The sequence below is a fragment of the Alcaligenes sp. MMA genome (genome assembly GCF_020907215.1).
Classification (GTDB): domain Bacteria; phylum Pseudomonadota; class Gammaproteobacteria; order Burkholderiales; family Burkholderiaceae_B; genus Alcaligenes; species Alcaligenes aquatilis.
This window is the reverse complement of record NZ_JAJJPP010000003.1, coordinates 661025-673938: the sequence shown is the minus strand read 5'-3', so window position 1 is coordinate 673938 and position 12914 is coordinate 661025. Positions and strand designations below refer to the sequence as shown.

At 55.6% G+C, this 12914-nt stretch carries 10 protein-coding genes; 9 read left to right on the top strand and 1 reads right to left on the bottom strand.

Features of this window, described 5'->3' with window-relative positions:
* Window positions 1–2: 2 nt before the first annotated feature.
* The 3 genes from LNA76_RS15600 to LNA76_RS15590 all read left to right on the top strand — a co-directional run bounded on the left by LNA76_RS15600 (window position 3) and on the right by LNA76_RS15590 (window position 3507).
* Window positions 3–896: a PhaM family polyhydroxyalkanoate granule multifunctional regulatory protein gene (locus LNA76_RS15600; protein ID WP_230019411.1), complete on the top strand. Its 894-nt coding sequence runs from the start codon at window positions 3–5 to the stop codon at window positions 894–896.
* 13 nt (window positions 897–909) lie between these two features.
* Window positions 910–2280 carry a bifunctional UDP-N-acetylglucosamine diphosphorylase/glucosamine-1-phosphate N-acetyltransferase GlmU gene (glmU, locus tag LNA76_RS15595; protein ID WP_094198055.1) on the top strand — a complete coding sequence of 457 codons (1371 nt, stop codon included), beginning with the start codon at window positions 910–912 and terminating at the stop codon, window positions 2278–2280.
* A gap of 84 nt (window positions 2281–2364) precedes the next feature.
* Entirely contained in the window at window positions 2365–3507 is a 1143-nt protein-coding gene (locus LNA76_RS15590; RefSeq protein WP_230019410.1) for a glycosyltransferase family 4 protein, read from the top strand.
* A 201-nt stretch (window positions 3508–3708) separates the two neighbouring features.
* On the opposite strand, the gene LNA76_RS15585 is transcribed toward LNA76_RS15590, so the two are convergent.
* The gene (locus tag LNA76_RS15585; protein WP_094198053.1) at window positions 3709–4185 is read right to left on the bottom strand and encodes an Lrp/AsnC family transcriptional regulator; all 477 of its coding nucleotides are present in this window, start codon (window positions 4183–4185) and stop codon (window positions 3709–3711) included.
* 201 nt (window positions 4186–4386) lie between these two features.
* Here LNA76_RS15585 and glmS point away from each other — a divergent pair, with 201 nt between their 5' ends.
* The 6 genes from glmS (at window position 4387) to LNA76_RS15555 (ending at window position 12857) form a co-directional block, all read left to right on the top strand.
* Window positions 4387–6213 (top strand): glutamine--fructose-6-phosphate transaminase (isomerizing), encoded by a 1827-nt coding sequence (gene glmS, locus LNA76_RS15580; RefSeq protein WP_094198052.1) that lies wholly within the window; start codon window positions 4387–4389, stop codon window positions 6211–6213.
* A gap of 414 nt (window positions 6214–6627) precedes the next feature.
* Entirely contained in the window at window positions 6628–7197 is a 570-nt protein-coding gene (locus LNA76_RS15575) for a sigma-70 family RNA polymerase sigma factor (protein ID WP_230019409.1), read from the top strand.
* Between the two features lie 5 nt (window positions 7198–7202).
* Complete coding sequence (locus tag LNA76_RS15570; protein ID WP_230019408.1) at window positions 7203–8207, top strand: FecR domain-containing protein; 1005 nt, start codon at window positions 7203–7205, stop codon at window positions 8205–8207.
* Between the two features lie 291 nt (window positions 8208–8498).
* Window positions 8499–11033: a TonB-dependent siderophore receptor gene (locus LNA76_RS15565; RefSeq protein WP_108728373.1), complete on the top strand. Its 2535-nt coding sequence runs from the start codon at window positions 8499–8501 to the stop codon at window positions 11031–11033.
* Window positions 11034–11065: 32 nt separating this feature from the next.
* Window positions 11066–12307 (top strand): YncE family protein, encoded by a 1242-nt coding sequence (locus LNA76_RS15560; RefSeq protein ID WP_230019407.1) that lies wholly within the window; start codon window positions 11066–11068, stop codon window positions 12305–12307.
* Between the two features lie 199 nt (window positions 12308–12506).
* The gene (locus LNA76_RS15555; RefSeq protein WP_094198048.1) at window positions 12507–12857 is read left to right on the top strand and encodes a DUF6616 family protein; all 351 of its coding nucleotides are present in this window, start codon (window positions 12507–12509) and stop codon (window positions 12855–12857) included.
* The last annotated feature ends 57 nt before the right edge of the window (window positions 12858–12914 follow it).

Below are 12914 nucleotides of genomic sequence, written 5' to 3'. Positions count from 1 at the left end.
GCATGAACCCGAATCCTTTTGGTATACCTGATTTCAATGCCCTGGGTAGCGGCAACAATCCATTGCTGCGCAGCATGGATATGATGGCGCAGGCCTGGAAAAACATGGCCAGCGGGGGAGCGGGCGATGTCAGCTCGGGCATGATGCCCAGCTTGTCCCCTGATGATCTGGATCGCCGTATCCGTGACTTGCGTGCAGTGGAGAGCTGGTTGCAGTTGAACCTGTCCATGCTGAGCACCACCATCCAGGGGCTGGAGATTCAGCGCTCCACCCTGGCGGCGATCAAGACCATGGCGCAGCAAGGCACCCAGGCTGCCGGTGGGAAAAATCCTTTTGAAGCCTTTATGGCTTTCAATCCCATGGCGGCCGGTGCTGCAGCGGCCGAGAGTGCCGCTGGTGTCTCGAGCACCCAGCCTGGAGTCAGTCAGCCTGAAACCGCAGCGCAAACGGCCTTCCAGCAAGCATCGGCACAGCCACAACAAGCGTCGCCACAGCCCGACGCGGCTGCCAATCAGGACAGCTCCAAAGATAAACAGCCCGGCGCTCAGCAGGACGCAGGTGCAGGTAATCCCGCTGCGCAAGCGTGGTGGAACATGCTGCAACAGCAATTCGATGCCATGGCGACCGCTACAGCCGCATCGATGCAGCAGGTGGAAAACTATCGCCAGCAGGCGACCAAGGCCAAAGCGGCCGGGTCGGCCAAGCCCCCTAAACCGGCCGCCGCCGATGCCCAGACTTCTGCCAAGACCAGTGCTCCGGCAACAGCCAAACCGGTAAAAACGGCCGCAAAAGCAGCGACTAAAACGGCGGCCAAGGCGGCCACCAAAACGGCGGCTAAAAAAACCGCCACGCGCAGCACCAAAAGTAGTACCAAAAAAACGGATCGACCAACCTAGTAGGTAAATTTTTATGCTTAATATCGTGATTCTGGCAGCAGGCATGGGCAAGCGTATGCAGTCTGACCTGCCCAAAGTACTGCACCCTATCGCCGGCAAATCCATGCTGGCCCACGTGCTCGACAGCGCACGTGAATTGGAGCCGGAAAAAGTTGTGGTCGTGGTGGGGCATGGCGCCGAGCGCGTTCAGCAAACCTTCGCTCAGGCCGAGCTGGCCTTTGCCTTGCAGCAACCTCAACATGGCACGGGCCACGCTGTACAACAGGCTGTGCCTGAACTGGTCGGTGGCGACCAGCAAGATGACGCCACGCTGGTTCTGTATGGCGACGTCCCTCTGGTCCAGGCTGACACCTTGCGACGCTTGTTGGCCGCGCGTGGCCAAGGCGTGGCTGTATTGACTGAAACGCTGGCAGACTCCACCGGCTATGGCCGCATCATTCGCGGTGCTGACGGTTCCGTGCAACGCATTGTTGAGCACAAAGATGCCAACGACGCCGAGCGTGCCGTGAAAGAGGTCAATACCGGCATTTTGGTGGCGCCCACGGCCCGCCTGAAAGACTGGTTGACCCGTATTACCAATGACAATGCACAAGGCGAGTATTACCTGACCGACATCATCGCCTTGGCGGTTGCCGATGGCGTGTCGGTGCAAGCTGCTCAACCCGCTGCTGGCTGGGAAACCCTGGGTGTGAATAGCCGCATTCAACAGGCTGAGCTGGAGCGTTTGTGGCAAGCCGAGCAGGCCCGTCGCTTGCTGGAAAAAGGCGTGACACTGGCTGACCCAGCCCGCTTTGATCTGCGCGGCACACTGGAATGTGGCCGCGATGTGTTTATTGATGTGGGCTGCGTGTTTGAAGGCAAGGTCGTGCTGCAAGACGGCGTGCGTGTTGGCCCGCATAGCGTGCTGCGTGACGTGACCATCGGTGCTGGTACACAGATCGAAGCCTTCAGCCATCTGCAACAAGCCCAGGTTGGCGAACAAGCCCGTATCGGCCCTTACGCCCGCCTGCGTCCAGGTGCTGTGCTGGCCAATCACACCCACGTAGGCAACTTCGTGGAAATCAAGAACACCCAACTGGGCGAAGGCTCCAAAGCCAATCATCTGGCCTATATCGGTGATGCCGATGTGGGGCAGCGTGTGAACATTGGCGCGGGCACCATCACCTGCAATTACGACGGCGTGAACAAGTTCCGCACCGTGATTGGTGACGATGCGTTCATCGGCTCCGATACGCAGTTGGTAGCCCCGGTGACCGTAGGCCGTGGCGCAACGATTGGTGCGGGTACGACCCTGGTGCGCAATGCACCGGATGATCAGTTGACCCTGTCGCGTTCGGAACAGCGCAGCGTGTCCGGCTGGAAGCGCCCGGTTCGTAAATCTTGATGTGTGTTAGCCCCTCTTTGGTATGGCTCCCTTTGCGTTGCAAGGGGAGTCGTGCTGCCTGCTTTGGTGGCGTAGCAAGCCCGGATGGGCGGATTTTGGGTGGTCGCCATGCGCATTCTGCAGCTTAATTTCGAGCGCGGCTGGCGCGGTGGTGAGCGGCAGACCTTGTTGAGTCTGCTGCATATGCAGCAGGCTGGCCATCAGGTCAGCTTGCTGGCTAGAGGCGATGAGGAATTGGCCAAGCGTGCTAAAGAGCAGGGCTTGAGCGTGGTGGAGTGTGCCTCTGTGGGTGCCGCACTGCGCTACTTGCTGGTACATGGCCGTGGCTTTGATATCGTCCACTCTCAAACCGCGTCCTGCATGAGCTGGTTGGCCCTGCTGCATTTCTGGCTGCCCAAGCGGGTCGTCTTTACACGTCGCACGGCTTTTCCGGTTGATCGTAAACGTATCGAGCAGCGTAGTGGGCGGCACGCAAGCATCCCCTTAAGTTTCAAAGAGCGCCGCACGCGCTGGAAATGGCGCAAGGCGGATCGCCTGGTGGCCATCAGTCAGGCAGCGGCAGCCGAGCCGCGTCGCCTGGGTTTTTCTGTAGACGTGATTCCCAGCGCCATTGACTATGTGGAGCAGGATGAAGCCTATGTGAACCACTTGCGGCAGCGTTGGAATCCGCAAGGCTTGCACGTTCTGGGGACGATGGCAGCATTGACGGCAGAGAAAGATCCCTTGACCCTGATTCGTGCCGTTCATGCCCTGTATCAGCGTCGTCAGGACTTTGTGTTTTTGCATTTTGGTGCGCCTGGTTCCGAGTCCTTAGCGGCACAGGAACTGATTGTGCAATTGGGCCTGGAGTCCTGCTACAAGCTGGCGGGTTTTGAAGCTCGCCCTGAACAAGCGTATCGCCTGATGGATGGCTTTGTCTTGAGTTCTCGGCATGAGGCTCTGGGTTCCAGTGTCCTGGATGCGTTCGTGTACGACGTTCCCGTGACGGCGACGATGGCGGGGGGCTTGAGCGAGCTGTTGGACAATGGGCGCGGTACCTTATGCGCGGTAGGGGATGCGCAAGCCATCGCCCAGGCTTTGGATGACACTTTGAGCAATCCGACGGCCGCGCGGCAACAGGCCGCACTGGCACATCGCTGGGTGCAACAGGAACATGATCCTGCCGTCATGGTGCAGCGGTACTTGCGGCTGTATCAGCAACTGGTACAGCAGCGCGTACGAACCTGAACGCGGCTGTTTTAATCTGCTTCTGCGCGTTCTACTCTTTGCTCTTGTGCTGACCTTCACATGTGTTTTAATTCCTGCCACAGCCACAGCCACAGCCACAGCCACAGCCACAGCCACAGCCACAGCCACAGCCACAGCCACAGCCACAGCCACAGCCATGTTCTTTGCCGATAGCGTTTCGGCGTAAAAACTTGGCCTGGTTTAGATCTTCGCCGCAGGTAAAGGGACTCGTGTCTCGAACTTGGCCTGATGAATCGAGAAGAAGCTGCGAATATTGCGGATATTTGCCTGGTTGGTGAACAGGGCATGAGCCAGCTTGTGATATGCCGTCATATCGCTGACCTGCAGGATCACAATGAAATCCACGCCAGTAGACACCCGATAGCATTGCGTCACCGCAGTTTCCGGTGCCATCAGGCGCTCGAATTGCTGCAGATATTCTTCACCCTGACGGTCCAGCGTAATCTCTACAATCGCCGTCAAACTGGGGCCCAGTTGTTCCGGATCCAGCAAGGCGACCTGCCTGCGAATCACCCCTTGTTCACTTAAACGACGTACTCGCCGCAAGCAAGTTGGGGCAGAGGCATGCACGCGCAAAGCCAGCGCCTGATTGCTGATGGAAGCATCATTTTGCAGCTGCTCCAGAATGCGTAAGTCCAGCTCGTCCAGTTCAATCATGACAATGTTTATCTATCTATGATGAAATAAAATTCCGTTAAATAAAACGAAATTTGTTTTTCTTTCATATTGATTATTAAATGAAATTTTAATTCATTTTAGAAAAAAAATAGACATAAAATTTTTTGTGTTTCAGATCAGAATAGGCGGATTGAATTGATTAGCTGGCCCACCAAAAGGGGCCATGAACAGGAGTTGGCTATGTGTGGAATTGTTGGCGCGGTGGCGCAACGCGATATTGTTCCCGTGCTGCTGGAGGGGCTGCAGCGCCTGGAGTACCGGGGCTACGATTCTTGCGGGGTTGCTGTTCATGCGCAGGGTCAGTTGTTGCGGGCACGCAGTACACAGCGTGTGGCCGAGCTGCAAGAGCAGGTCAAGGCGGATCAACTGCAAGGCTTTACCGGCATTGCTCACACACGCTGGGCAACCCATGGCGCACCGGCGACTCATAACGCCCACCCGCATTTCTCCGGCAAGGGCAAAGCGCGTATTGCGCTGGTGCATAACGGCATTATCGAAAACCATGACGAACTGCGCACCGAGCTGCAAAACATAGGCTACGTGTTCGAGAGCCAAACCGATACTGAAGTGATCGCTCACCTGATCGACCACCTGTACAACGGTGACCTGTTCGAGGCCGTGCAGCAGGTTATTCGCCGTTTGACCGGTGCCTATGCCATTGCCGTGTTCTGCCAGGATGAGCCGCATCGTGTGGTTGGTGCTCGCCATGGTTCGCCCCTGGTCGTCGGCGTGGGCCAGAACGAAAACTTCCTGGCATCGGATGCCCTGGCATTGGCCGGAACCACCGATCAAATCATCTACCTGGAAGACGGTGATGTGATCGATCTGCAGATCAATAAAGTGTGGATCATGGACAAGGACGGCCGCACCGTTGATCGTCCCGTACATACCGTGCATTTGCACACCGCTGCGGCTGAATTGGGCCCATACCGCCACTTTATGCAAAAGGAAATCTTCGAGCAGCCCCGTGCGGTGGGCGATACCTTGCAAGACATTGAAAGCGTTACGCCCGAGCTGTTTGGCGACCAGGCCTACAAGGTTTTTCAGGATATCGACAATGTGCTGATTCTGGCTTGTGGCACCAGCTATTACGCCGGTTTGACCGCCCGTTACTGGATCGAGTCCCTGGCCAAAATCCCCGTTAACGTGGAAATCGCCAGCGAATACCGCTACCGCGACAGCGTGCCCAACCCCCGCACTTTGGTGGTGACGATTTCCCAGTCCGGCGAAACCGCCGATACTCTGGCCGCCTTGAAACATGCCCGCAGCCTAGGCATGGAACAGACTCTGACCATCTGCAACGTGGCCACCAGCGCCATGGTGCGCGAGTGCAAACTGTCCTACATCACCCGTGCTGGTGTAGAAATTGGCGTGGCTTCGACCAAAGCCTTCACCACCCAGTTGACCGCCTTGTTCCTGCTGACCATCGCACTGGCTCAAGTCAAAGGACATCTGAATCAGGAGCAGGAAGGCGATTACCTGAAAGCCCTGCGCCATTTGCCTACCGCTATCGCAGCCGTGTTGGCCCTGGAGCCGCAAATCATGGCCTGGGCTGATCGTTTTGCCAGCAAGGAAAACGCCTTGTTCCTGGGCCGTGGCATGCATTACCCCATCGCCATGGAAGGCGCGCTGAAGCTGAAAGAAATCAGCTACATCCACGCCGAAGGCTACCCCGCCGGTGAACTGAAACACGGCCCTCTGGCCCTGGTCACCGAAGCCATGCCTGTAGTCACCATCGCCCCACGCGATGAGCTGCTGGAAAAGCTGAAATCCAATATCGAAGAAGTCCACGCACGCGGTGGCGAACTGTACGTGTTTGCTGATGCCGATACCCGTATCGGCAGCAGCGAGCGTGTGCACGTGATCCGCATGCCAGAGCACTACGGCAAGTTGTCCCCCATCTTGCACACCGTGACACTGCAATTGCTGGCGTATCACACCGCTTGCTCGCGCGGTACAGACGTGGATAAACCACGGAATTTGGCCAAGAGTGTGACGGTGGAGTGAGCGAGATTTAAGCGGCAAAGACCGGAAGTAAAATCTGTCCGGTCTGTTGTCAATTGACACTGTCCGAGTTTCATCAAAACCCACCGAATTGACATTGATTTCGGTGGGTTTTGATTTTTAAGCGGTTGGAGCCCGTAATTTGGTGGGCCATGAAGTATTCAGAAAAAGTTAACCGTTACAAAATTCTATTCATAAATAAGAAGAAAATCGGAGTTTTATTGATAGCGATATACCCGATAGTGAGGTTTGTGCCCAGTAGAGGGAGCTTTGTATTTGAAGATCTGAAGAAGCGAGCGGAGTCCCTCAAAATAGCCCCATTTGTCGCCCCAAACACACACCGCTAGCGAACTGTACAGACAGCACCATATAATAATTGATAACGATTCTCATTATCTGTCAGTGCGGAGTACCCTCGTGCCTTCTTCTGTTCTTCCCGTGTCAGGTGTGTCTTCGGCCGAGTCGGTCGAGTCACTTTACTGCGACCACCACAGTTGGTTGCAGCGCTGGCTGCATCATCGATTGGGTGGGGCAGACCAGGCGGCTGACTTGGCGCAGGATACGTTTGTACGCTTGCTAAGCAGCCGTTCCCGCTGGCAATTTGCCAGTCCCGGCGAAGCCCGTGCCTATTTACGCAAGACCGCACAGAACTTGTGCATCAACCTATGGCGACGTCAGGAAATTGAACAGGCCTGGTTGGATATTCTGGCCGCGACGCCCGAGAATGTTTACCCCTCGGCAGAACGTCAGGCCATGATTTTGCAGGCGCTGGAAGAGATCAGCGCCATGCTCAGCAGCCTGTCTCCCAAAGCGGCCAAGGCGTTTACCCTGGCCGTCATTTGCGAGATGACAGACGATGAGGTCGGCGCAGAAATGGGTATTTCCGGTCGCATGGTGCGCAAGTATGTGGCGCAAGCCATGTTGGGCTGCATCAGCTTGCAGGCTTGCCAGACCGTCGCAGAATTGCGTCAGGAACCTCAGTACTAAGTTTCATGAAGCACGGTTCCAGTTTTTCTTCCTCGTCCACTCCTCCCCACGCCGTTTTGATGCAAGCCGCCGAATGGTATGCCTGTCTGCGCGATGGCAAGGCCAGTGCCGAGCAACGTTCTGCCTGGCAGAGCTGGCTTAAGCAGGACGAGATGCACAGTACCGCCTGGCGTTATGTGGAGGAAGTCAGTCGCAGTTTTGAGCCTGTACGTAGCGTGCCGGATTCGCGCTGTGTGGTGGAGAAATTGCACACGGCCAACGAGCGTTTGCATCAACGTCGTCGCGTTCTGGCCGGTGTGGTTGCGCTGGCAGGAACGGGAGTTGCTAGCTGGTTGAGCTGGCGTCAGTCCTGGCTGCCATCCAGTGTTCTGGCCTTGGCGGCTGACCACTCTACACAAACCGGCGAGCAGAACCAGATTGTGCTGGCAGACGGCTCTCGGCTTTGGTTGAACACCTCCTCGGCAATTGATGTGAAGTTCACCGCGCAGGCTCGCCATATTGTGTTGATGTCGGGCGAGATCTTTATCCAGACGGCCAAGGACGACATGGACAGGCCGTTCACCGTTCAAACCCCGCAGGGCTATATGCGCGCTTTGGGTACGCAATTCAATGTGCGTATGGACCAGGACTGTACGCAGTTGGCGGTCTATGAAGGGGCCGTGCAGGTGTCTACGGCAAAAGGTCAAAACACCGCCACGGTACAGGCGGGCAAGCAGGTGCACTTTAGTGCGCAGCGCATCCGGCACAGCATGGACGCCGAGCAGGCACGTGAGGCCTGGACCAAAGGCGTTCTGGTGGCTGACAACATCGCCTTGCGTAGCGTGATCAAGGAATTAGGTCGTTACCGCAAAGGCTATCTGGGTGTGGATGATGCCGTGGCTGACCTGAAGGTCTATGGCAGTTTCCCCATTCATGATACGGACCGTGTGCTGAAAATGCTGGCTTCGGCATTGCCGATTCGTATCGACCAGCCCATGCCCTGGTGGACCAGTGTGCAAGCTCTGGATTGATTGCTCAGGGCATTGCAGCAGCAATCATCATAAAAATTACAAAAATAAAAACCAATTAAATTCAAAGGCTTGCCCGGTTCTAGGTAAAAAACCCTCAAAAACATGCAAAAGTAGGTTCCGGGTTATGGAGACTGAGTGGTTTTAGACAGTAAGAGGACCTGATTGGCGTGAGGCCAATGAAGCAGGAGGCGGGCCGCAGTGCCCGCTCAGTACTGAACATCAACGCAAAAACATCGTTCAGGTTCATCGTTTTTATTGTGACTGACCCGTGTTTTTGAAGGATGTCTCCTTATGCATCGTCGCCCCGATCCCCTTTCCCTGTCCAAGGATGCAGGATCGCATTGCGCCTCTTTGCGTCCACTGGCCCTGGCCCTGTCTGTGTTGATGGCCGGCAGCGCCTTTGTTGTGAGTATCCAGCCTGTCCAGGCGGCTACGCAAAACAGCCCGACGGCCGACAAGATCCAGCGTTATGACATTCCAGCCGGCCCCTTGAGCCGTGTGCTGATGCGTTTCTCGCAAGAGAGCGGGGTGTATCTGGTTGGCGCGGGCAGTGTGGCCGAAGGCAAGCAAAGTGCGGGTCTGAAAGGCAATTACAGCGTCGCGCAGGCCTTGGATACCTTGCTGGCTGGCACGGGCATTCGCTACTCGCGTGATGCCAATACGGTGAACTTGTGGCCTGTTACGGAAACCACTCAGTTGGAACCCGTGCGTGTTAAGGGCAGCCTGACCCGCGCGACTGAAGACACCGGCCTGTACACGCTCAATGGCACCAGTAGTACCGCCACTCGTCTGAACATGGACACCCAGCACACCCCGCAATCGGTCAGTGTGATGACGCGTCAGCAAATGGATGACTTTGGCCTGAGCAGCTTTGATGATGTGATGAACTTCACCACCGGCGTGACGGCCAATACGGCGGCAGTCGGTGGCGGCTTTCAGTTTCAGGCTCGTGGCTTTGACATCAGCAATGTGCAGGTGGATGGCGTGCAAAGCAGCTACCGGGCGGCTGGACGTGGCGCATTCAATCCTATTTCTCTGGATATGGATTTATACGACCGCGTGGAAGTCGTGCGCGGTGCGACAGGTTTGTTGTCTCCTACCGGCGAGCCTTCCGCTTTGATCAACCTGATTCGCAAACGCCCTCAGGCTGAGTTTGGCGGCAAATTAAGCGCCCACTATGGTTCCTGGAACGATAAGCGTGTGACAGCCGATGTGACTGGCCCGCTGACCGAGGATGGCCGTTTACGGATGCGCGTTATTGGTTCGCGCAAGCAAGCGGACTCCTTCATGGATCACCAGGATCACAAGAACGACTTGCTGTCCGGCATGCTGGAGTTTGACCTGACTGATCGAACCTTGCTGACCGCAGGCTACGACTATCAAACCGCCAAGCTGCGTGGTGAAGGCAATATGGGCGTGCCTTTGTTTACCAGCGAGGGTGACCGTATTGACGTTTCGCGTTCCATGTCGCTGGTGCCGGACTGGACCTACTGGGATAAAAAGCATCAAAACGCCTTCTTCTCGGTCGAGCACGAGTTTGAAAACAAGTGGAATGCCAAGCTTAGCTACAGCCATCAACGTGACGATGGCGATGCCTTGATTACCGGTCTGGGGCAGGGCGTGAACCCCGTGGTGCGTCCGGACGGATCCGGTATGGGTATCCGCGCTAACCTGGCCGCCAATGGCTATCGCCATCAGGACAACCTGGAGTTGTCGGCCAATGGTCCTTTCAAGATGTTTGGCCGTGAGCACCAGTTGATGTTTGGTTTTAACGGCACTCGCAAGCGTGACACCACGTACACCATGCAGGTCAGCGATACCCGCAACTGGTTCATTCCCAATATTTACGATTGGGACGGCTATATGCCCGAGCCCAGTGTCAGCCGTACAGGGGAATGGAACCGGGTCCACACACGCGAATACGGCTTCTTTGCCGGCACGCGTCTGAACATTATTGATCCGCTGAATGTGATCATGGGCATGCGCTTGTCGGACTACAAAACCTACCGCGACAACTACGGTAAAGACGGCCAGTTCACCGGCGTGTCCAATGAATTGCGCAACCGCAATGAAATTACGCCGTACTTTGGAGTGACGTATGACATCAACCCGAACCTGACTGCCTACGCCAGCTATACCCGCCTGTTCCAACCGCAAAGCTACAAAGATATCAACGAGAACTTCCTTGATCCTATCACCGGGGTTAACCGGGAAATCGGTCTGAAAGGCAGCGTGATGGACGAGGCTCTGCAGTTCTCCCTGGCTGCTTTCGAGACCCGTCAAAACAATCTGGCCGTGCTGGACCCTTCGGTGCCGGATGATTTCCTCTTGCCTGATGGCAGCCGCCCCTATGTATCTTCGGGCGCAGGCAACAAAACCAAGGGTTTTGAAGTGGAACTGAACGGCGCACTGAGCAAGAACTGGAACGTATTTGCTTCTTATAGCTACGCCAGCACTAAAGACGGCGAGGGCGAGCGTATCCACACCTACATTCCCAGCCAAACCTTCCGTCTGGGCACCATGTACCAGTTCTCTGGTGCATTGCAGGGCCTGAGCGCCGGTGCCACCGTGAACTGGTTTGGCAAGCGGGATCTGTGGACGGCCGGCCGCCCTTATACCGCCAGCAATGGCAAGGCGCTGGAAGACACCCATAGCAGCTACGCCCTGGTGGGTCTGCACGCCAATTACCGCGTGAACCAGCACTGGAATGCCAAGCTCACCGTCAACAACCTCTTTGACAAACGGTATTACGACAACTTCGTGATCTTCCGGGCACGTTACGGCGCGCCGCGCAATGTGCATCTGTCCATTGATTACCAGTGGTAAGCCTTTTTCCTATCTTCTTTCGAGCCGATTCTATGACCTTGTTTACTTCTCGCTCTCTTGTTTCTGCGGTTTACCTTGCCTTGGCAATGGGAGTATCCACGAGCTATGTTCATGCCAAGACACCCGCTCCCGTTGCCTATCAAGCCGTCACTCAAGAACAGATCATGCAAAAACCCACGGCCGCTGAGGTGCTGGAAATTGTCTACAGCCCCAAGCAATCCAGTTTGTTCGTGTCCTCGCCAAACTGGGAGGATGAAACCTTGTCGCGCACCTTGGTGCTGGATCCCACGACCTTGGCGATCCAGCAAGAAATCCCGATGGACGTTAAAAGCTTTGGCGTGGCTTTGGACGATGCGGCCGACCGACTTTATCTGACACAGGGCTTTAATGGCGGTATTGCCGTGGTTGATACCGCTCGCAAGGAACTGATCAAGCGTATTGCCGTACAAGAAAAAATCAATTTCCAGGAAGCCATTGCGGCTGCGGATTTTGGTCAGGCACGCAAAGAGGGTTTGTTAAAGATGCTGGAGCGTTTTAACGTCACCGAGGACTACCCATACAAAATGCGTGAATTGGTGGTGGACAAGAAAAACCACCGTGTGTTTGCACCTGGTCTGGGCCTGGGTTTTGACAGCGTGCTGTTCGTGGTGAATACCCAGACCATGGAACTGGAAAAAGTGCTGCCCGGCTTTGGCTATAACGTCGTGGGCATCACCCTGGATGAGGCCAATAACCGCTTGTTTGTCTCCAATATGCAAGGCCAGATCATGGTGGTGAACAGCCAGACGCTGAACATTGACCAAGTGTGGGAAACACAGGCGGACCAACTGTTGAACCTGAGCTATGACCCCGAGCACAACCGCCTCTTCGGGGTAGACCAGGGGATTGACCGTGATGACGCCCGTAACCTGCACCTGGAGCGTGAGTACAAGCGTCGCAGCCCAGGCCACCAAGTGTTTGTGCTGGACGCTTCTAACGGCAAAACCCTGGCGGTCATGCCCACCGGCGAAGTGCCGATTGGTTTGCGTTTTGATGCCGCATCCCAGCGTCTGTTTGTAGCCAACCGAGGTGGTGTGCGCGAGAAAGAAGGCAAGGGCTCGGTCAGCGTATTTGACACGGTGAACTACAAGCCGCTGCAAACCATTGAGCTGGCCCCACACCCTAACAGCCTGGAATACATCCCCGCTGAAAAAGCCTTGTACGTGTCGGTGAAGAACGATGGTAACAGCAAGGAAAAAGGGACCAAAGAACGGATGGTGCGTATCCAGTTCTAAGCTGGTTTCACCAGCAGCCATGCTGCATGATTGATTGACAAGGTGGATCTAAGCCCGAGTTCGGCGTCATGCTGAGCTCGGGCTTTTCTATGTGTTTGGATTGCTTGCGGTATTTAGTGCGAAACTATAAGATTAGATATCTAACTAAATTGAGATTTTCAGCACGTTGTGCGTATCTTTAGCGAAAGGAAACCCGCCTATGTCTCACTATCTGATCGAGCTTTATTCACCCAATGCCAAGTGGAATGCACTGCCTGCCGAGCAGCGACAGCACTTTCTGGCCAGTCTGCAGGAAGCAATGGGCGGACTTTCCAGCCTGGGTATTGAGGTATTGTCTCTGGCTGCGACTGAACACGATATTGATCACGCCAGCGACCACCGCTTTATGGGCATTTGGCGTTTTCCAAATCAACAGGCATGCCAAGCATTGCTGGCCGGTATCAAAGCCAGCGGCTGGTACGAGTATTTCGACCATGTGAATGCAGCGGGTGCAGAAGGGGGTTTTGCTCAACACTTGGCGGAGCTGGCTAAGGATTCTCAGCTTGTGTGAGGGTCAGAAAGCCAGGAGGATCCGTCAAAAAGCGTTCATAGATTATAGTTTATGTGA